This window comes from Ruegeria sp. ABV3_008 (genome assembly GCF_056161185.1).
On sequence record NZ_JBSWYP010000003.1, the window covers coordinates 137,942 to 157,511 of the forward strand.

At 58.6% G+C, this 19,570-nt stretch carries 21 protein-coding genes, 1 tRNA gene and 3 pseudogenes; 9 read left to right on the forward strand and 16 right to left on the reverse strand.

Annotation, left to right across the window (positions count from 1 at the left end):
* Positions 1 to 4: 4 nt before the first annotated feature.
* Positions 5 to 223 (reverse strand): translation initiation factor IF-1, encoded by a 219-nt coding sequence (infA, locus tag ACXAH8_RS07215; protein ID WP_005978431.1) that lies wholly within the window; start codon positions 221 to 223, stop codon positions 5 to 7.
* Between the two features lie 90 nt (positions 224 to 313).
* Complete coding sequence (locus ACXAH8_RS07220; RefSeq protein ID WP_170720700.1) at positions 314 to 1,189, reverse strand: carbon-nitrogen hydrolase family protein; 876 nt, start codon at positions 1,187 to 1,189, stop codon at positions 314 to 316.
* A 146-nt stretch (positions 1,190 to 1,335) separates the two neighbouring features.
* Between ACXAH8_RS07220 and ACXAH8_RS07225 the strand changes: the two genes are divergently transcribed.
* Positions 1,336 to 1,545: a hypothetical protein gene (locus ACXAH8_RS07225; protein ID WP_475217212.1), complete on the forward strand. Its 210-nt coding sequence runs from the start codon at positions 1,336 to 1,338 to the stop codon at positions 1,543 to 1,545.
* A gap of 109 nt (positions 1,546 to 1,654) precedes the next feature.
* Here ACXAH8_RS07225 and ACXAH8_RS07230 read toward each other — a convergent pair whose 3' ends face one another.
* The 9 genes from ACXAH8_RS07230 to ACXAH8_RS07270 all read right to left on the reverse strand — a co-directional run bounded on the left by ACXAH8_RS07230 (position 1,655) and on the right by ACXAH8_RS07270 (position 7,453).
* The gene (locus tag ACXAH8_RS07230; protein ID WP_475217214.1) at positions 1,655 to 2,248 is read right to left on the reverse strand and encodes a GNAT family N-acetyltransferase; all 594 of its coding nucleotides are present in this window, start codon (positions 2,246 to 2,248) and stop codon (positions 1,655 to 1,657) included.
* Complete coding sequence (locus tag ACXAH8_RS07235; protein WP_475217216.1) at positions 2,241 to 2,639, reverse strand: ketosteroid isomerase-related protein; 399 nt, start codon at positions 2,637 to 2,639, stop codon at positions 2,241 to 2,243. The genes ACXAH8_RS07230 and ACXAH8_RS07235 overlap by 8 nt, the downstream gene beginning before the upstream one ends.
* 3 nt (positions 2,640 to 2,642) lie before the next feature.
* Positions 2,643 to 3,095: an arsenate-mycothiol transferase ArsC gene (locus ACXAH8_RS07240; RefSeq protein WP_475217218.1), complete on the reverse strand. Its 453-nt coding sequence runs from the start codon at positions 3,093 to 3,095 to the stop codon at positions 2,643 to 2,645.
* 3 nt (positions 3,096 to 3,098) lie between these two features.
* Complete coding sequence (locus tag ACXAH8_RS07245; protein ID WP_475217219.1) at positions 3,099 to 3,578, reverse strand: UPF0262 family protein; 480 nt, start codon at positions 3,576 to 3,578, stop codon at positions 3,099 to 3,101.
* 99 nt (positions 3,579 to 3,677) lie between these two features.
* Complete coding sequence (gene hisD / locus ACXAH8_RS07250; protein ID WP_475217221.1) at positions 3,678 to 4,979, reverse strand: histidinol dehydrogenase; 1,302 nt, start codon at positions 4,977 to 4,979, stop codon at positions 3,678 to 3,680.
* A gap of 53 nt (positions 4,980 to 5,032) precedes the next feature.
* Positions 5,033 to 5,488, reverse strand: a complete 456-nt coding sequence (locus ACXAH8_RS07255) for a GNAT family N-acetyltransferase (protein ID WP_475217223.1) — start codon at positions 5,486 to 5,488, stop codon at positions 5,033 to 5,035.
* Positions 5,489 to 5,549: 61 nt separating this feature from the next.
* Positions 5,550 to 6,026: a DUF2948 family protein gene (locus ACXAH8_RS07260; protein ID WP_475217225.1), complete on the reverse strand. Its 477-nt coding sequence runs from the start codon at positions 6,024 to 6,026 to the stop codon at positions 5,550 to 5,552.
* Positions 6,023 to 7,291: a UDP-N-acetylglucosamine 1-carboxyvinyltransferase gene (gene murA / locus ACXAH8_RS07265; RefSeq protein ID WP_475217227.1), complete on the reverse strand. Its 1,269-nt coding sequence runs from the start codon at positions 7,289 to 7,291 to the stop codon at positions 6,023 to 6,025. Before murA ends, ACXAH8_RS07260 begins: the two co-directional genes overlap by 4 nt.
* 6 nt (positions 7,292 to 7,297) lie before the next feature.
* Positions 7,298 to 7,453, reverse strand: coding sequence for a hypothetical protein (locus tag ACXAH8_RS07270; RefSeq protein ID WP_170379886.1), 156 nt, complete (start codon positions 7,451 to 7,453; stop codon positions 7,298 to 7,300).
* Between the two features lie 83 nt (positions 7,454 to 7,536).
* Here ACXAH8_RS07270 and ACXAH8_RS07275 point away from each other — a divergent pair.
* Positions 7,537 to 7,611, forward strand: a tRNA-Thr gene (locus ACXAH8_RS07275).
* 161 nt (positions 7,612 to 7,772) lie between these two features.
* Here the strand turns inward: ACXAH8_RS07275 and ACXAH8_RS07280 are convergent.
* Positions 7,773 to 8,486, reverse strand: a complete 714-nt coding sequence (locus ACXAH8_RS07280) for a hypothetical protein (RefSeq protein WP_475217229.1) — start codon at positions 8,484 to 8,486, stop codon at positions 7,773 to 7,775.
* A 445-nt stretch (positions 8,487 to 8,931) separates the two neighbouring features.
* Here ACXAH8_RS07280 and ACXAH8_RS07285 point away from each other — a divergent pair.
* Positions 8,932 to 9,732, forward strand: a pseudogene (locus ACXAH8_RS07285) (IS5 family transposase).
* Positions 9,733 to 9,799: 67 nt separating this feature from the next.
* Here ACXAH8_RS07285 and ACXAH8_RS07290 read toward each other — a convergent pair.
* A pseudogene (locus ACXAH8_RS07290) lies at positions 9,800 to 10,050 on the reverse strand (transposase); the annotation flags it as partial.
* A 57-nt stretch (positions 10,051 to 10,107) separates the two neighbouring features.
* Here ACXAH8_RS07290 and ACXAH8_RS07295 point away from each other — a divergent pair.
* From ACXAH8_RS07295 to ACXAH8_RS07320, 6 genes and pseudogenes are all read left to right on the forward strand, one after another.
* A complete protein-coding gene (locus tag ACXAH8_RS07295) occupies positions 10,108 to 11,211 on the forward strand; it encodes an alpha-1,2-fucosyltransferase (protein WP_475217231.1) in 1,104 nt (367 codons plus the stop codon).
* Positions 11,212 to 11,254: 43 nt separating this feature from the next.
* The gene (locus ACXAH8_RS07300) at positions 11,255 to 11,797 is read left to right on the forward strand and encodes a GNAT family N-acetyltransferase (RefSeq protein ID WP_475217233.1); all 543 of its coding nucleotides are present in this window, start codon (positions 11,255 to 11,257) and stop codon (positions 11,795 to 11,797) included.
* Positions 11,798 to 11,804: 7 nt separating this feature from the next.
* Entirely contained in the window at positions 11,805 to 12,236 is a 432-nt protein-coding gene (locus tag ACXAH8_RS07305) for a sugar 3,4-ketoisomerase (RefSeq protein WP_475217234.1), read from the forward strand.
* Positions 12,233 to 13,330: a DegT/DnrJ/EryC1/StrS family aminotransferase gene (locus ACXAH8_RS07310; RefSeq protein WP_475217235.1), complete on the forward strand. Its 1,098-nt coding sequence runs from the start codon at positions 12,233 to 12,235 to the stop codon at positions 13,328 to 13,330. Before ACXAH8_RS07305 ends, ACXAH8_RS07310 begins: the two co-directional genes overlap by 4 nt.
* 71 nt (positions 13,331 to 13,401) lie before the next feature.
* Positions 13,402 to 14,337, forward strand: coding sequence for a glycosyltransferase family A protein (locus tag ACXAH8_RS07315; protein ID WP_475217237.1), 936 nt, complete (start codon positions 13,402 to 13,404; stop codon positions 14,335 to 14,337).
* Between the two features lie 350 nt (positions 14,338 to 14,687).
* Positions 14,688 to 15,281, forward strand: a pseudogene (locus ACXAH8_RS07320) (IS5 family transposase); the annotation flags it as partial.
* Between the two features lie 62 nt (positions 15,282 to 15,343).
* On the opposite strand, the gene ACXAH8_RS07325 reads toward ACXAH8_RS07320, so the two are convergent.
* From ACXAH8_RS07325 to ACXAH8_RS07335, 3 genes are read right to left on the reverse strand one after another with little or no spacing between them, the layout of a single operon-like run.
* Positions 15,344 to 16,957, reverse strand: coding sequence for an AMP-binding protein (locus tag ACXAH8_RS07325; protein WP_475217238.1), 1,614 nt, complete (start codon positions 16,955 to 16,957; stop codon positions 15,344 to 15,346).
* Positions 16,958 to 16,973: 16 nt separating this feature from the next.
* Positions 16,974 to 17,783: a methylthioacryloyl-CoA hydratase gene (gene dmdD / locus ACXAH8_RS07330; protein ID WP_475217240.1), complete on the reverse strand. Its 810-nt coding sequence runs from the start codon at positions 17,781 to 17,783 to the stop codon at positions 16,974 to 16,976.
* Positions 17,784 to 17,805: 22 nt separating this feature from the next.
* On the reverse strand, positions 17,806 to 19,569 hold the full coding sequence (locus ACXAH8_RS07335) for an acyl-CoA dehydrogenase (RefSeq protein ID WP_475217241.1): 1,764 nt from the start codon (positions 19,567 to 19,569) through the stop codon (positions 17,806 to 17,808).
* Between the last annotated feature and the right edge of the window lies 1 nt (position 19,570).

Sequence of the window (19,570 nt, forward strand, 5' to 3'; positions counted from 1 at the left end):
GGCGTTACTTGAAGCGGTAGTTGATCCGACCTTTGGTCAGATCGTAAGGGGTCATCTCGACCTGAACTTTGTCGCCGGCCAGAACACGGATGCGGTTCTTGCGCATCTTGCCTGCCGTATGTGCGATGATCTCATGGCCGTTTTCCAGCTCGACCCGAAACGTCGCATTAGGCAGGAGTTCCTTCACGACACCGGGAAATTCGAGCGTATCTTCCTTGGCCATGTTGTCTCCATCATTACGTTGCACTCGCAGAATCTGCGAGGATGTGCGCTTAAATGAGCCTATTTTTCCCTTATTTCAAGGGCGGAATCATTAAAGCGCGGAGAATGTGACAGATTCGACTCGGGGGGATTGCTCGTCCCAGTGGGTGCGATTCAGGACATGCCCGTCGGCGCGGACATCGGCGATGGCGCTCAGGTCGATATCGGCATAGGTCCAGCCCGGTTGGTTCAACACACCTTCGGCCAGAACGCCCGTCTGTGGAAAGCCCTTGTCAGGCGGGCCAAAAATGCCGCCTGTGCCGGTGTTCATATCCACGGCCTCGGACCAGTCATTGTTCCCCACCAAGGACGCCATGACCGTAACGCATTGATTTTCCAAGGCACGCGACATCGCCCCGATGCGCACGCGCCAATATCCGGCCAGCGCTTCGGTACAGGAGGGGACAAGGATTAGATCCGCATCGCTCAAGGCGCGGCCTAGCAGGGGGAATTCGCTGTCATAGCAGATCAATACGCCGATCTTGCCCAATGCCGTGTCGAACAGTTTAAGAGGGCCGCCGGGGGCGATGTCCCATTGTTCGCGCTCGAACCGGGTCATGATCTGCTTGTCCTGATGGTCCTGACGGCCATCCGGCGCATAAAGTTCCGCCCGGTTCACCGGACGCCCTGCACCTGTTGCGACTGGGGCCGAAGCCCCTAGGATGTAGGCCTTGTATTCCTTCGCCAAGCGCTGGTGCAGGTTTTGCACCTCGTCCATCCGGTCCGAGACTGCCTGAATCGACTGCTCCAGATCGCCTGCCACGTCGGCCCCGTCCAGTGTCGAAAGTTCCATGGCGCCGTATTCGGGAAAGACCAGTAACTCGGCTCCGTTCCCGGCGGCCCGCGCCACCCATGCGTTCAACTTGTCCTCATACTGCGCCCAACTGTCGAGCCAATCGAGGTCGTAGGCGGCGGTGGCGACTCTCATCGATCTGTCCTTCGATACTGATTTGTCGGGACACTAAGTGACGATGGCTGGGCGTGTACAGGCCCAACCTTTCGGTCTGATGAAACGACGACAAAGTGAATTGGAGGTCTCAGGCCCATGTGGTTTAATCGAACCCGGAGGACACCATGCAAAAACCGGAAAGCTTCGAGAAGTTCTATTTCGCCAAGGTCGGCATGGGCGAGGCCTGCGGCTGCGCTGAACGTGTCATTGACGTGTATGAGTTCAACCGCAAAGGCGGCGCCCAGAGCAAAGACAGTGTGGTCCCGAAAAAGCGCAAAACCGGGTCTCTCCGCGGCTGGGCCGTCAAATACGGTTTGATCAGTCGAAGGCGCTGAGCTTGAAAACTTTGCCTCGCTTGTCTTTCAAGACTTCCTCAGAATGTGGCTGCAGCTCAAGCCTTCGTTGATTGGGTATGGCACCGGAGACTGCCGGCAAGGCTCATACTCACAAATCCCGGATCCAAAACTGCAATGGCTTGAGCGTCTCGCCCTCGTCCCCGACATCTTTCCACGAGAATTGGGCGATCGCGCCAGGTAATGGCTCGTAGCCGCGGGATTTCCAGAACGTATCAAGTGGGCGATAGGTTGCAGGCCGCATGGGGTGATCTGCCGGGCGTTGGACGCTGCAGAAGGCACATTTGGTGAAACCCTGAGCGTGGGCGTGGGCCTCGCGTTGGTCGAAGAATTTGTGACCGACGCCTTGGCCTCGGTAGTCGGACAAAAGGACGGATTCGGCACAGTAGAAGATCTGTGACAGGTCCAGACCCGTTCCTTGAAACGCGGCGGCAAAATCGTCAGCGTGGTCGGTCACAGGCGCGCCCGTCGAGGCTCCGATCAGGCGGTCATTGTCGAAGGCGCCGACAACGATGGCCTTGTCGCTGTTGCGATAGGATTGCAGGTAGCTGCGCTCGTATTCGAGGTCGCCATCATAGAGGTAAGGCCAGGCCCGAAACACCTCGATCCGCAGGCGCGCGACGTCGTCCAGAGCGGCTTCAAGAGCCGCTCCGGTCAGGGGACGGACGGATGTAACCTCAGCCATTCGAGACCTGTTTGGTCCAGTCCGCAAGGTTGTAGAAGGTGGTGACGCGGGTGATCTTGCCGTCATGCAGGTCAAAGAACGAGCCTGCAGGCAGGCGGTAGGTCTGGCCATGCGCCTCGGGCAGGCCCTCGTCCGTCTCCAGATAGGTGCCGTTGACGATAAACTCGGCCGCAGCGCGGGTGCCACCTTCGGCATCGAACACCACGATATCGGTCAGGTTCTCTTCGTAGCAGCGGTTCATATGGGCGCAGAAAGCTGCGAATTTCTCTTTGCCGACGCGGATCTGGCCTTCGTTCACATGATGGGCCACGTCATCGGACAGACAGGCCAGCATGCCATCGACATCACCGGCGTTGAAGGCGTCGAAATAGGTCTTCACGGTCTGGTTCATCAGTCACTCCGTTGGTTCGCCCCAGCGGTCTTTCAGATGATTTATGATCTGATCGCGGGTCTGTCGGTAGTGATGTAGCTTTGATTCCCGTGTCTCGCCCATCCCGGTAGGGTCCATTATTGGCCAATAATCGACATCGAGGTGGAAAATCCGGGTAAGCTCCAGCGCTTTGCGCTGACTGGCCGGGGACAAAGCGACGATCAGATCGAACGAGCTGAGGTCGTCGCCCCATTCCTGCATCTCGTCAAAGGATCGTGTGCGGTGGCGGGACAGTTCAACGCCCATTTCCTGACAGACCGCGATACAGAAGCCGTCAATGTCCAGATCGTTGCGGACGCCAGCGGACTGTACATAGGTGCCGGTGCCGTAGAACTTTTTCATGATGCCTTCGGCCATCGGAGACCGAACCGAGTTGTGGTCGCAACAGAACAGAATGGACTGCGGCAGAGGCGTCACCCGTTAGCCTCCGAAATGTAGAACGCAGATCAGCGTGAACAGGCGCCGGGCGGTGTCGGTGTCTACGTCGGCCTTGCCTTCCAGCCGTTCCTGCAGAACCCGGCTGCCTTCGTTGTGAATGCCGCGCCGGGCCATGTCGATGGTTTCGATCTGGCTGGGAGGCAGAGATTTGACCGCGTCGAAATAGCTTTGGCAGATCTGGAAATAGTCTTTCACCACCTGCCGGAACGGCCCGAGGGACAGGTGGAATTCAGCCGCTTTCTGGCTTTCTTCGGTGCTGATATCAAAGACCAGACGTTTGTCGCGGATCGAAAGCTGTAGGTGATAGGGGCCGTCGGGAATTGCGCGATCAGCCCGCTGAGGCAGGTCAAAGCTGTTCTCCTCAAGCAGATCATAGATGGCGACCTTACGCTCCTGCTCGATCTCAGGGGTCGGCGGGGGCAGGTTCCGGTCATCCAGTTCGATTTGCGAGATACGGGTCATTATAACGGTCACAATCCTTCACGTCTGCTCAGACCTATAACAATGGATTTCAATGGGCAACGCACAGAAACGCCTCAAGCTGGCGATCTTTGCGCCCTATCAGCCGTTCAGCCGGTTCAGACGTGCGGTGACGGACAAACCATGCGCCTCAAGGCTTTCCGATTGCGCCAATGTCTCTGCCGCGGGGCCGATCGCGCGCAGCGCTTCGGGGGTCATCTGGCTGAGGGTTGTACGCTTTAGGAAATCCATCACGTTGAGGCCGGATGAGAACCGCGCCGAGCGTGCCGTTGGCAGCACATGGTTGGGGCCGCCGACATAGTCTCCGATGGCTTCCGGAGTGTATTGCCCAAGGAAAATCGCGCCTGCGTGGATGGTCTTTTCGCTAAGATTCACCGGGTCGGCCACGCAGAGTTCCAAATGCTCCGGCGCGATGCGGTTCGAAAGCGCGGCGGCCTCATTCAGATCGCGCACGGTGATGATCGCACCAAAGTCGCGCCAGCTGGCTCCGGCGATGGCGCGGCGCTGTAAGGTCTCAAGTCGTTTTTCGACGGCCAGCGCCACGGCCTGTCCGAACCCGGCATCGTCTGTGATCAGGATCGACTGCGCGCTTTCATCATGTTCGGCCTGGCTGAGCAGGTCCAGCGCGATCCAGTCGGGCTCATTGTCCTTGTCGGCAATTACGAGGATCTCCGAGGGGCCTGCGATCATGTCGATTCCGACCTTGCCGAACACCCGGCGTTTGGCTGCGGCGACAAAGGCGTTGCCCGGGCCAGTGATCTTGTCGACCGGTGCAATGCTGTCGGTGCCATAGGCCAGCGCGGCAACGGCCTGCGCGCCACCGATACGGTAGATCTCATCCACACCGGACAGTTGCGCGGCCAGCAGGACCAGCGGGTTTGCCTGCCCGTCGGGTGTGGGCACGACGACGGCCAGCCGCTCGACCCCTGCCACCTTGGCGGGGATTGCGTTCATCAGAACGGATGACGGGTAGGACGCCAATCCGCCCGGCACGTAAAGACCCGCCGCCGAGACAGCCGACCAGCGCCAGCCCAGCGTTGCGCCGGCTTCATCGGTCCACTGGTGATCCTCGGGCATCTGCTTTTCGTGGTAAGCGCGGATGCGCTCTGCCGCCAGTTCCAAAGCGGCGCGGTCTTCCGGGCTCACCTGTGCGACGGCTTCCGCAATTTCGTCAGCCGAAAAGGCCAGTGTCTCGGGCGTCAGTTCCAGACGGTCGAATTTTGCGGTCAGCTCGATCACCGCCGCATCGCCACGGCTGCGGACATCCTCGATGATCCCGGCCACCACCGCATCCACATCCGGGCTGTCTTCGCGCTTGGCCGATAGCAGCGTTTGAAAGGCGGCCTCAAACTCGGGCGAGGTGGTGTCGAGGAAAACGGGCATGATCTGGCACTCCGGAGCGTTTCACGGGGACATATCGCCCGCAAGGGTTGGTCTCAACCCTTCTCGGCCGGGTGCAGCGATTTGCGCAGGGGGAATTGGGTCATCCCTTGCCACTCTTCCACATCGCCCGCCGAAACCCAGCCATATCTGAGGTAGAAGGCCCGTGCTGTGTGGGTGGCATCAAGATAGGCCTGTGCGCAGCCTTGATCCGCCAGCTCCTGCTCCAGTCGGGCCAAAAGGGCCCGCCCGATTCCACGCCGCACATGTCCGGGATCGACATAAAGCAGTGAGATCATCGAGCCGTGGCGCAGCCCTCCGACGGCCACGATCTGTCCGTCAAGCTCAGCCACCCAGATACCCGAGCCGCTTTGTATCCAGCCGCGAACGGTCTGCGGGTCTTTATTGGATGTCCACAGCGCCACAAGTTCGGGGTCTTTGTGGTGATCCGCCGCGCAGAGATGGGTGATAGAGCGGATCAGCACCTGGCTGATCTGGAACACATCAAACACGGTCGCACGGCGCAGCTCCAGACCCGAGGCGGGTCCAGAGAAGGCCTGCGATATGCCGCGTTTATTCTGGATGATGCGGTGCCTGGCCCGAGGGGGCGCTATAGGGGCGCGTCACGTCTTTCAGGGTGGCTTCAATTGCCTCGACCGTCAGACGGATCGCGCCGTCACCCGCAAGGGTCAACAGGATCTGTCCCGCGCCGTCCTCGCCCGCCTCGAAATCGACCGAGAGCAAGGACATCACCATATCCGTGTCGCGGCGGTCGATGCCCTGACTGGCGACGGATAGCACCGAGTCGAACACCAGAACCGACTGCACGCGCTCAAACGGACGATCGCGGCGAGTGGCGGCATCCTTGTCCTCCCACCTAAAGCGGTTCAGCAACAGCCCGAAACGGCGCTGCGAGGGTTGCCACTTCATCTCGGTCACCGGGAACACCGCATCCTGCGCAAGCGATGAGATCACCTGCAGATCATCGCCGTCTTCGGCACCCAGATTCAGCGGCGTCTCGCGGCCGTCTTCAAAACTTGCGTCTGTCATTCGCCCTTGATCCGTTCGATTTTGGCACCCACGCCTTCCAGCTTGCGCACCACATGCTCATATCCGCGGTCCAGATGATAGACCCGGCTGACAGTTGTTTCGCCTTCTGCCGCCAGACCCGCCAGTATCAACGAGACCGAAGCCCGCAGATCTGTGGCCATAACCGGTGCGCCTTTCAGCTGCTCAACTCCTGTGACCGTGGCCGTCCCGCCATGCACCTCGATCTGCGCACCCATGCGCGTCAGCTCCGGCGCGTGCATGAAGCGATTTTCGAAAATGCGCTCCTCCAGAACCGAGGTCCCTTCGGCCGTACACATCAGCGCCATCATCTGCGCCTGCAGGTCAGTGGGGAAGCCGGGGAAAGGCTCGGTGACCACGTCCACGGCCCGCACGCGACCATTCTTGCGCGCAACTTTCAGGCCCTTTTCGGTTTCCGAAACGCTGACGCCTGCGGCTTCGAGTTTTTCCACGAAGGAACTGACCAGCGACATGCGCCCGCCCAGCAGTTCTACTTCGCCGCCGCAGATCGCAGGGGCCAGCATGTAGGTGCCCAATTCGATCCGGTCTGTCACCACCTGATGGGTGGCACCGTGTAGGCGGTCGACGCCCTGAATCTCGATCGTCGATGTCCCTTCGCCCGAGATCTGAGCGCCCATCTTGCGCAAACACTCCACCAGATCGACAATCTCGGGCTCGCGCGCGGCGTTCTTCAGGACAGTGGTGCCTTTGGCCAGGGTTGCAGCCATGACGATGTTTTCGGTCGCTCCGACCGAGGCAAAGCGCATCTCGTGCACCGCGCCTTTCAGCCCGCCCGGAGCATTGGCATGCAGATACCCGTCTTTCAGTTCGATTTCGGCCCCCAGAGCCTCCAGACCTTCGACATGCAAGTCCATCGGACGCGCGCCAATGGCACAGCCGCCCGGCAGCGACACGACCGCTTGACCGAATCGCGCTAGCAACGGCCCCAGCACCAGATTTGAGGCCCGCATCTTGCGCACGATGTCATAATCCGCCGTCTGGCTGGTCAGGTTATGGCTGGACATCGCGATGACCTGCCCATCCTGCAGCGCGGACACCTCGGCCCCCAGCGATTGCAGCAGCGCAGTCATGGTCTTGATATCGCTGAGGCGTGGCGCGTTGGTCAGCGTCAGCGGTTCTTCGCTGAGAAGCGTCGCAGGCATCAGCGTCAGGCACGCGTTCTTGGCCCCCGCAATCGGTATCTGACCGTTCAGCGGCCCGTTGCCCGTCACCAGAATCGAATCCATCTGCTCTTATCCCTCATCCTTGTCGGCTTTGTCATCCGAGGCCGCCCGCGCCTTGGCCTGCGCCTTGCGCCGAGCCATGTTGGCCTTGAGTGCTGCTTTCAGCCGCTCTTCCCGCGCATCACCGGATTTGCCGTGTTTTTTAGGTGTATCTTTGTCTGCCATGGTCTTTCTCTACAGGAGGCGAAAAAAACCGTCCAGACACCCTTGCGCCGCGTTTCGTTTGAGTCTAATCACCCGCCCACGATGCTGCTGTAGCTCAGAGGTAGAGCACTCCCTTGGTAAGGGAGAGGTCGAGAGTTCAATTCTCTCCAGCAGCACCATTTTCATTTTAATTTATGTTTATTTTCAATGATATGAACTGTGTGAGCATAGTTTAATCCCCCTTTTAATCCCCCCGCATCTCCATCGCTAGGCGACAAAAAATCTGGAACCTCGGCCAGACTACACTCCCGATACTGCGTGATTGTCTGCTGCTTTGAAGTCACGCATCTGACAATGAGAGCAGTATTTTCACAAGGTTTAATGAAATCTGAAGTACGATGTGAGGCAATTCTTCATTATTCTTGCGTTGACTCGCATGAGAACAAAAATAGAATATTTGTTCATGAACAAATGGCCCAGAACAATTCCCTTTGACCTCAAATGCAAGCTTGAGAGCACACGCGAATATCGCAGCGCTCCGTCGTTGCAGGATGATTGGGGTGCGATCTTTGAGTGGTTGAACCAACACGGGATTCGGCCACCAAAGCATCCGGTACCCAGAGAGCCAGAGATCTAATCCCAGAGAGGGCGAAACTGAAGCTGCCAAAGCCTCAGGTATCATTTCATCCGTCAATAGTTTGATCACGTCCAGAACGAGTGCGTTGGCATTCTCGCGCTTCACGAATGTATATCCTTGCTCACCCAAGATAGCAAAAGCACTACCCTCTGAATATACGAGCTCCGCCGGTGCGAGCAATCTTATCGAAACAGCTCCATAGCAAGTACCATCCGAACCACGCCCGCTGTTGACCAAGATGTCGAAGTCCATCTGCCTTCCATCTTCAGCACCGTCGTCGCTAGAATAAATGGAGTTGCCAAGCTCTCTCGGTTTGTCTTGCGCATAGGTCTTCACCTCTCCGATAATGTTCCAACAGCGTCCGTCAGCGTCATCTTGGATTACGACCTCTACTCCGGGCATATTTTCGGCAGACACTATGTCCTCCAAAACCCACGCCTGGGCGGTCGTTGCTTAGGGTGGTGCAGGTACGGCAGCGGCAAATGCAAATTGCTTCATAGGAGTCCCCTTCCTACAGCACTCAAAAAGTACATAGGAACACATGCCCAAACCGGCATGTGATTTGCAGACGAATTTGGGCCAAATGGCCGAAATGATGGCATTAACAAAAAAATTCCGCGCTACCGAGGAGTGGAAAGGTGAGCCTGGGAAACAGTTTGGGGTAGGTTAGTTACGTGCCTTGGGGAGAACTGGATGACTTTATGCTGGATGGACAAACGATGCGATTTCAATCTGGCCGGTATTTGCTTTTGGTGACTTGCAACACTGTCAGACTTGGCTGTGCCGTTTGCCTCGCTAGGGTCAGGATTCATTGATTTCCGCTTGGCTGCGTGGTTCGCGGTTCGAAAATCGAGCGGTGACCATGTCTGATCTTTTCTGGCTGACGGATGCGCAGATGGCGCGACTTGAACCTTTCTTCCCCAAGTCCCACGGCAAACCACGCGTTGATGACCGACGTGTGTTGAGCGGCATTATCTTCATTAATCGCAATAGGTAGAGATGGCGCGATGCCCCTTCGGCGTAGGGTCCACACTGTTGAAGGGGATCGTGGCCCCAGTAGGGTCGCGTAAGCCTCGGAAACGCTCTATAACCGTTGGAAGCGGTGGAGCGACAAAGGCATCTTCGCCCGGATGATGGCCGGTCTTGCTGCCGAACACGGTGAAGAGAAGACTGTGATGATCGATGCCACCTACCTGAATTCCCACCTTACCGCAGCCAGTTCGGGCGTCAAAAAAGGGGACGTGGACGCCTGATCAGTCGCACCAAGGGCGGCATGAACACCAAGTTGCATGCCATCTGCGACAGCCGGGGACGTCCGCTCAACCTGTTCATCACCGCCGATCAGGTCAGCGAATACATTGGTGCGCGGGTACTCCTGAGCGGCCTGCCGGATGTCGATTGCCTACTCGGGGATCGTGGCTATGACGCCGATTGGTTCTGGGAAGCGTTGAAAGACAAAGGGATACGCGCCGGCATTCCTGGCCGGAAGCAGCGGACGAAACCGGTTAAATACAAAACGCGTCGTTACAAACGGCGCAACCGGATCGAGATCATGTTCGGCAGGTTGAAGGATTGGCGGCGTGTGGCAACCCGCTACGACAGGTGCCCGAAGGTCTTCCTGTCAGCAATCGCCCTCGTAGCACTCGCTATCTATTGGCTATGAGTCCTGACCCTAAAACGGTTGCTTTCGCTCCGAGCACAAACCTACGGCGAAACTTGCTTTGAACTATCTCACCCTCGGATTTGATGCCAGTGCTGCCTATCAGTAGGTTCAATAGCCCCGCTCCTCCACCATACGGAATGCTGTCATTCAGGGTCTTCTGGCTTCGGTATAGCGTGCTGTAGTCTGGACAGCCCAATCCAAACCGACCAGCCGCAACAAACTCTGCACGAACCCGATCATTGGCCGGAGCGGCATCCTAAACAAAACCTTCAAGGTAAGGCAGGCCTGGATAGCGGCGTCGCTGAACGGCACAGGTCTAAAATGCCGTTTTTTTTGGCATGGTCATGGCATATCTAATGTCATATCTATAAGCCCATGACGCCTCGTAGTCTTCGTAAAACCTTGCATTCGTTGGTCGCTCAACGAAAGAACCGTTCACTTCGCCAGAAGGGAGAGGAGATCCTGCGCGCGCGCGGGGAAGACCCGATGATTATTGTCATGGTTGACGGTGGGCTCTGCTCGGCGATCACGAAGTACGTCTTGGGCGAGTGTTTCCGAAAGGCCTTCGGGATGGTCGTCAAATACGATCTGATGTGGTTCGAGACCAACGGCATGGATTGCTCCAACAAGAGCCGCCGCCTGTTTACCCTGACTACGCTGTTTCCAAATATCAAAATGGACGCCGCCACGCAGGACGAGATCGATTTCTACAAGCGACACTTCTACTATAACAATCCGAAGCCCTACTGGTACGACCCGGCCATCTTTGATCACCCACAGCCGCTGTATTTCGATGGTTACGCAGAACACTGGAAGTACGTGGCCGACGTCGAAGACAAGGTGCTTTCAGAACTGCGCTTCAAGGACCTTGAGTTGAACGAGGCCAACCGCGATGTACTGTCGGATATTCATAAGGCGCCCATGTCGATCGCGGTCCATGTGCGTCGCGGGGATTACGTAAGCATCGGCATGGCGATGCTTGGCGAGGACTACTACAGAACTGCCATCGATCATATCGTCTCAGCCTCGGATCAGGATAAGGCGAAGGTCTTCTTCTTCTCTGACGACATCGACTGGGTGCGCAGTCACCTGGCGCCGAAACTGCCGCCACACATCGAATGGCGCTGCATCGATGTCAACAATACCGAGGCTGGACACTTGGACCTTCTGCTGATCTCGGAGTGCGATCACCAGGTGAGCTCGAATTCCAGCTTCGGGTACTGGGGCGGCCTGCTGAACGACAACCATAATAAGACCGTGATTGTCCCGATGCGCTGGCTGCCAGGTCAGACACGTGGCCCGGAGCTGGCCGGTTGCGACACCGCGCATGACTACCCTGGCTTCCAGAAGCTCGAGAACGTCCCCGGCGCCAGAGAGTTTCGCCCGTTCAATGAGGCCTTGCAAAGCCGAAAGGGCCACCGCGGACCTCAGCCTGAGACCGAAGTTATGGCTGGTGCAACGCGTCGGAAACATCCATAGTGGCGCCTGTGACCGCGGCGCTACCACAAGCTCTAAGGGGATCATGACCAAATCACCTGTTGCCCAAGTGGCCGGGCCAAACCTTAGACTCAGGCTTATCACGCCCGCTGATGCGCCCTATGTGCATGCACTGCGTACGAACCCGCGCTACAATCGGCACCTGTCCCCGGTCACGGGCACGGTTGCGGATCAGCGACAGTGGATCGAAGGCTACAAAGCCGAGGAGGCCCAGTGTCGGCAGCTCTATTACGTGATCGAACGTCACGACAGCATCCGCTGCGGGTTGGTGCGCCTGTATAAAATCGAAAAAGACCAATTCACCTGGGGCAGCTGGATACTCGACGCCAACAAACCCCGGAAAGCCGCGCTGGAGAGTGCCGTCTTGTCATTTGGTATCGGCTTCGACCATCTAGACCTCGGCATGGCTAAGGTTGATGTCCGGGTGGAAAACACCCACGCCGAGGCGTTCTATCGCCGTCTCGGCATGATCGAGACCAATAGGACCGCGCAAGACATCTTCTTTGACTATCCGCGCAAGTTGTTCGAAGAGTTACGCGTCACATATCTACAACTTCTCAAAGGGTGACCTTTCCATGACACGAATTTCCGCGCACCAGGGCAGCGTCCGGATCATCGACCTTCCGCAAATCCATGATCCCCGTGGCGACCTGACCTTCGTGGAAGGGGGCAACCATCTGCCGTTCGACATTGCTCGGGTCTATTACCTTTACAACGTACCCGTCGACTCCGAACGTGGCGGCCATGCGCACCGCGATCTTGAACAGGTCATCTTTGCGCTGTCCGGCAGTTTCCGCATTAAGATTGACGACGGAGAAACCAAGACCGAATTCTGGCTGCGTGACCCGCGCAAAGGGCTTTACGTCAACCGGATGATCTGGCGCGAAATGGATGCCTTCAGTCAGGGCGCAGTCTGCATGGTGCTTGCCTCGCATGTCTATGATGAGTCCGACTATTTCCGGGACTATAGTGAATTTCAGAACGCGCTGCGTGGAGGGGTCGAATGATCCCTTTCCTCGATCTGGGCGCGGCCTACCGCGAGCTGAAGCAACAAATCGACGACGCTGTGGCGCGAGTGCTAGACAGTGGTTTCTACATCCTCGGTCCCGAGGTCGAGGCCTTCGAGGCAGAATGGGCCGCCTATTGCGGCAGCAAGTTCGCCGTGGGGCTGGCCAACGGACTAGACGCACTTACACTGGCCCTGCGTGCGCTGGACATCGGGCCGGGAGACGAGGTTATCGTGCCTTCGAACACGTATATCGCCACCTGGCTTGCCGTCTCTGGTGTCGGTGCAACACCAGTTCCGGTCGAACCTGACCCGGCCACCCACAATATCGATCCGACCCTTATCGAGGCGGCCATCACCCTGCGTACCCGCGCTGTGCTTCCGGTGCACCTTTACGGCCAGCCTGCCGACCTAGATTCTATCCTCGAGATTGCGGGCCGCCACGGGCTTCGGGTGATCGAAGATGCGGCGCAGGCGCATGGTGCGGCCTACAAGGGGCAGCGGCTTGGCGGGCATGGCGATATCGTCTGCTGGAGCTTCTATCCGGGCAAAAACCTTGGGGCACTTGGGGATGCCGGGGCGGTGACCACCAACGACGCAGACCTGGCCGCCCGGGTGGCGATACTGCGCAACTACGGCTCTCACGAGAAATATGTCAACGAAGAGCCCGGCGTGAATTCACGCCTCGATCCCGTGCAGGCGGCTGTTCTGCGGGTAAAGTTGAAGGCGCTGGACGACTGGACCGAACGGCGCCGCGCGATCGCCGTCGACTATCTCGAGGGGTTGAAGGACAGCAGCCTGATCCTGCCGCATGTGCCCGATTGGGCAGACCCTGTCTGGCACCTCTTTGTTGTCCGCACCACAATGCGCGCTGAGATGCAGGCGCATCTGGCCGAGGCCGAGGTCGGGACGCTCATCCACTATCCGATCCCGCCGCACATGCAGGGCGCCTATGCCGATCTGTGCTTCGAAGCCGAGGCTTTCCCGATTGCCCGCCGTCTGGCACAAGAAGTGCTGAGCTTGCCAATGGGACCTCAACTGGATAGATCACGCGTTAAAAACCGAGTCATACCCGAGATCCTGCGCGCCTGCTGACATGGGCGCTGGACGGTCAATCGCTTCAATTGAACGTCCCGTTCATGACGAGGCCGAAAAGCGAGAACTGAATGTCTCATTTGTGTTCTGTATTATGCGTCTCCTACAACCACGCGAGATTTGCTGCGGCGGGTCTGCAATCGATCTACGAACAAACCTATCGCAATATCGAAATCATCGTCCTGGACGATGGATCACCGGATAATTCGGTCGAAGTGATTGAGGCCGTACTGGCTAAGAGCCCCTTTCCGACCACTTTCATAAAGCAGGAAAACTCCGGCAATGTGCCGGCGAACTTCAACAAGGTTCTCGACGCAGCGTCGGGCGAATTTGTCACAATGATGTCGTTGGATGACCTCCTGATGCCGGACTGTATCAAAGATGCGGTCGAGGTTTTGTCGAAAGCTCGGAACATCGTCTTCGCAGCCAATACCGGTCATTACGAGATCGACGAAAACGGCCACCGGATTACGGATGCCATTCACCTTCCGCTTCCTGCGAACCACCCCGAAACGGCTCAGGACCTGATTGAGCTGGAGTTTAGGAGCCTTGGCTCCTTCTACATCCAGGGTCAGGTGTTCCGCCGCGACGCCCTCATGGCCGTGGGCGGTTTTGATGACACGATGACAGGGGACGACATAGTTCTGCGGACGCGCCTGTTTCAGCACATGGTGCGACACCCCGAGTTGACCTTTTCGCTGGGGAACAAGATCGTTCTCTCCTACCGCAAACACGGAAATAATCTGCACCAGAACGCCTTCCGGCAGATCAAGACAATCGTGCAGTGGGGGGAAAAGTACTTCCCGGGCCGCGCTTACCCCGACCTGTTTTTCAGGTGGCTCGAACACTTTATCGAGCAGAGCATCAGGCAGGATCGGCCCGAAGATATCCGGAAAGCTTCGGATCTTAGCCCGCAGGTCGCGCAGTTCATTCAAAGTTACCAAAGGACGTGGACTTATCGCCGTCGCAACACTAAGCGGAAAATCCGAAAGTTGTTCGGCGCTTAGGTTCCGATCTCATAGTCAGTCGATATCGGTGAAAAAAGCTCCCGACTACATCTAGTGTTTGCGCCGGTTTATCACCGCGCCCGGTGAGTGCGGCGATTATTCGGGGCTATTGGCGCACAGTTTCAGGTCGTGCCCTTGTGGGCAGACAAAAACGTCGCGCTCTGCGTCATGCGTGAAGGCCTCGTGGATCTGGTCGGGATACTGGCAAAGGGAATGCCCCTTTGGCTTATGGCCCACACAGTTTAAGGGAATCGTGGTCCTAGTGGGACCGCGCAAGCCGCGGAAACGCCCTATAACCGTTGGAAGCGGAGGAGGTGAGTGGCAAACGCTACTGGTTCGAATGCCGCCACGAACAAGGCATCTTCGCCCGGATGATGGCCGGTCTGGCTGCCGAACACGGTGAAGAGAAGACTGTGATGGTCGATGCCACCGACCTGAAGGCCCACCGTGACGCAAGCAGTTTGGGTGTCAAAAAAGGGAACGTAGACGCCTGATTCACTGCCCGGCAGTCGCATCCGGAGGATGCTGCCGAGAGGGGTCGCACCAAGGGCGGCATGAACACCAAGTTGCATGCCATCTGCGACAGCCGAGGACGTCCGCTCAACCTGTTCATCACCGCCGGTCAGGTCAGCAATTACATTGGTGCGCGGGCACTGCTGAGCGGCCTGCCGGATGTCGATTGGCCGCTCGGGGATCGTGGCTATGACGCCGATTGGTTCCGGGAAGCGTTGACAGACAAAGGGGTGCTCGCCTGCACCCCTGGCCGGAAGTAGCGGAAGAAACCGGTTAAGTACGACAAGCGTCGTTACAAACGGCGCAACCGGATCGAGATCATGTTCGGCAGGTTGAAGGATTGGCGGCCTGTGGCAACCCGCTACGACAGGTGCCCAAAGGTCTTCCTGTCAGCAATCGCCCTCGCAGCACTCGTTATCTATTGGCTATGAAGCCTCGCCCTAGGTTTGAGGCTTTGCCCGAGTTTCGTTGGAGAAACCCGGGCAGAGCTATGTCAACGCGACAGTGTTTTGACACGGTCGCGCAGTTGGAACTTCTGGATCTTGCCGGTTGAGGTCTTGGGAAGTGTTTCAAAAACAACCGCTTTTGGGGCCTTGAACCCGGCCAGATGATCGCGACAGAAAGCGATGATGTCCTCAGCGGTTGCCTCGGCCCCGTCGCGTAATTCGATAAAGGCGCAGGGGACCTCGCCCCATTTCTCATGCGGCATCGCGACCACGGCGGCGGCCTGAACCGCGTCATGGCGATACAGCACCGCTTCGACCTCGACGGATGAGATATTTTCTCCGCCCGAGATGATCACGTCCTTCAGCCGGTCGCGGATCTGGATGTAGCCGTTTTCATGCATCACAGCTCCGTCGCCGGACCAGAACCAGCCGTCTTCGAAGGCGTTCGAGGTCGCCTCGGCGTCTTTGTAGTACCCAGCCATGACCGTGTTGCCCCGGATGGCGATCTCACCTTGTGTGGCTCCATCGCGTGGCACCGGTGCGCCACTGTCGCGGTCGATCACCGTGACATCTTCGACCATCGGGAAGGCGATGCCCTGCTGCGCCTGCAATTCAGCCTGATCTGCGGGGCTGAGATCGTTCCACTCTTCCTGCCAGAGGCATTGCGAGATGTGGCCGTAAGTCTCGGTCAGGCCATAGACCTGCATGACGTCAAACCCCATCGCGCGGGTCTTCTCCAAGACCGAAGGGGGCGGAGGTGCGCCGGCGGTCAGCACCCGGATTGCGGGATCAAAGGGGGCGGCGTCGCTTTCGGCCTCGGCCAGCATTTGCAGCACGATGGGGGCGGCACCGAAATGGGTCACGCCATGGGTGCGGATCGCGTCCAGAATACGGTCTGCAGCGGGAACGCGTGTAAACACAACCGTCCCTCCAAGCATTGCCATCAACCAGGGATGGCCCCAGCCATTGCAGTGGAACATCGGCACGACGGACAGATAGACCGGATAGGGCGGCATCTGCCACGCGGTGCCCGTACCCAACGCCATCAGGTAAGCGCCACGGTGGTGATAGACCACGCCCTTGGGGCGGCCCGAGGTGCCCGAGGTGTAGTTCAGCGCAATCGCGTCCCACTCATCATCGGGCAGATCGACCGGCAGGGGCGGGGCCGTGGTCAGCGCCTCATAGGTCTGGCCGCCGAGGCTTTGACCAGTGGCGGCAGGATCGGCGATTTCGACCACAGGTATTGTGCGACCCAGCAGATCAAAGGCCTTGGACAGAAGCGGCACCAGTTCCCGGTCCACGATCACCAGCTTGGTGTCCGCATGATCCAGAATATAGGCGATGGTTTCGGGCTCAAGCCGGGTGTTGAGCGTATTCAGCACCCCCCCGGTCAGGGGCAGGGCAAAATGCAGCTCAAACAGTTCCGGGATGTTCGGACTTAGGACTGAGACCGTATCGCCCTTCTGCACCCCAAGCGCGGCCAACCCACTGGCCACCGCGCGAATGCGGGCGGCGGTTTCCGCCCAGCTTCGTCGGATATCGCCATAGATAACAGCGGTGCGCGCGCCGTGCAGGGTTTCGGCGCGGCGCAGGAAGGACAAAGGTGACAAAGGCACGTGGTTGGCCCGTGTCTTCTGAAGAGCTTCGAAATGGTGACGCATCCGGGTCCTGCCTGTCTTAGCTGTTGGGCCGCACGCGGGCGGCGGTTTTGTTGGCAAAAGCTTCCAATCGTTCGCGGGCGGCGGGCTGGGTGTTGACCACACCGCCCACCACGGCTTCGGCATAAGCTGCATCCATGCCGGACATGTTGTTCAAATGGCTGATTGCCGAACAGATTGCAAAATTGGTCAAAGGCAGGTTCTGCGCGATTTGGTCTGCAAGTTCCATTGCCTTGGCCATGCTACCGCCGTCTTCGGTGATGTACTGCGCCAGCCCCAGATCGACGGCCTCTTGCCCCTGATAGACGCGGCCGGTCAGGATCATGTCGATCATGCGGTATTTGCCGATCATGTCTGAGACGCGGATGGTTGCGCCTCCGCCCGTGAAAATCCCGCGCTGACCCTCGGGCAAGGCGAAATAGGTGCCGGGGTCGATGACGCGGATATGGGCGGCGCTGGCAAGCTCCAGCCCTCCGCCAACCACCGCGCCTTTCAAGGCGGCGATGATCGGCACACCACCATATTCCATCTTGTTGAACGCCTCGTGCCAGCGCAGGCAGACATGCATGAAGTCATCGGGGCTTCGGTCAGCTTTCCAGTGTTCCACCAGATCCAGGCCTGCGCAGAAGTGATCGCCCTCGCCGGTCAGCACCACCGCCCGCACGCCGGCCATACGCGCGCCGCTGAAAAAGCGGATCAGTTCTTCGATCGTGGCCACGTCCAGTGCATTGCGCTTGGTCGAGCGGTTCAGGGTCACGACATAGAGGCCATTGTCACGCTCGGAAATCGCGAGGTTTTCGTAAGTGGCGGGGTTCACGACATTATTCATTTTGCGGATCCTTTTTAAGGCGTTATTCGGGGAAGGCCGCGTCAAGCAGGCTGCGCGCGCCGTGCAGGATGCGGGTGTGTTCGGCGCTGCATTCGGGCAGGATATGCTGGGCAAAGAACAGCGCTGTGGCGATCTTCTGGGTCATGAACTGCGTGTTCTGCCCATCATTCAACGCAGCCTGCGCCGGGGTGACACCTTTTGCCAGTTTCCAACCCGCCGCAAGCGTACCTGCCAGCATCAAAAACGGGACCGAGCCCGCAAATGCGGCGTCGATATCTTTTCGGCTGTGTTCCAACAGCCATTCCAAGGCGGCTTCAAACGCGCCGCGTGCTTGCGCAAGGCTTGCACCGATGGCTTGCGCGGTGGCGTCGCCATCTGCCAGCTCGGCCTCGGTCGCGGCGATGCGGGCGGCGAACCGGCGGGCGGTCTCGCCTCCGTCGCGCATGACCTTGCGACCCAGAAGGTCGTTGGCCTGAATAGCGGTGGTGCCCTCGTAAATCGGTAGAATGCGAGCGTCGCGGTAGTGCTGAGCGGCGCCGGTTTCTTCGATGAAGCCCATGCCGCCGTGGATTTGAACGCCAAGTGAGGCGACCTCGACCGCGCGTTCCGAGCAGAAGCCCTTGACAAGCGGAACCATGAACTCGGCCAGAGCGGCCATTTCCGGATTCTTCTGATGATGTGCGATATCAAGCAGACCGGCTGTGGCCGCTGCCATGGCGCGCCCGCCTTCCGTGAGGCTGCGCATCCGCATCAACATGCGACGCACGTCGGGGTGTTCGATGATCGCCACCGCGTCTTTTACCTGCCCATTCACAGGGCGGCTTTGGACCCGGTCCCGCGCATAAGCCAAGGCGCGTTGATAGGCACGCTCTGATGTCGCGATGCCTTGAACGCCGACCGAAAAGCGCGCGGCGTTCATCATGATGAACATGTATTCCAGCCCGCGATTTTCCTCACCGATCAGGAAGCCCGTGGCGTCTTTGTATTCCAGCACCGCCGTTGGGCTGGCGCGAACGCCCAGCTTGTGTTCGATGCTGACACAGTTCACCGAATTCTCCGCCCCGACCGAGCCATCCTCTGCCACCATCTTCTGCGGGACAATAAACAGGCTCAGACCCTTCGGTCCGGCTGGCGCGTCAGGGGTGCGCGCCAGAACGAGATGGATGATGTTCTCAGTCAGGTCATGCGCGCCATATGTGATGAAGATCTTGGTGCCGGACACGCCATAGCTACCATCTTCGCGCCGCACTGCCTTAGTCGAAACGCGACCCAGATCGCTGCCCGCCTGCGGTTCGGTCAGGTTCATCGTGCCCGACCAGCGCCCAGCGATTAAAGGCTCTAAATAGGTGGCTTTCTGCGCGTCCGAGCCTGTCAACAGCAGCGCTTCGATCGCGCCGTCGGTCAGCAAGGGACACAGGCCAAAGCTCATGTCGGCAGCATTCAGCATCTCGACTGCCGCCGCGCCAACCGTACGCGGCAGTCCCATACCACCAAACTCAGGCGGGTGTGTAAGGGCCTGCCAGCCCATCTCAACAAATTGCGCATAGGCCTGCGCGTCTCCTTCGGGCATCGTCACGCGGCCATTGTCAAACTGTGCACCCAACGTGTCGCCGATATGGGACAGCGGCGCGATCTGTTCGCTGCAGAACCGCGCATAGCCTTCTAGCGCAGCGCCGATATCGGGCAGTTCGAAGTCCGAGTATGCGTCCAGAGTGGACACTGTTTCCCAATGGGACAGGTGTTCGATACAGAACATCAGATCCTGTACGGGTGGCTGATAGGACATG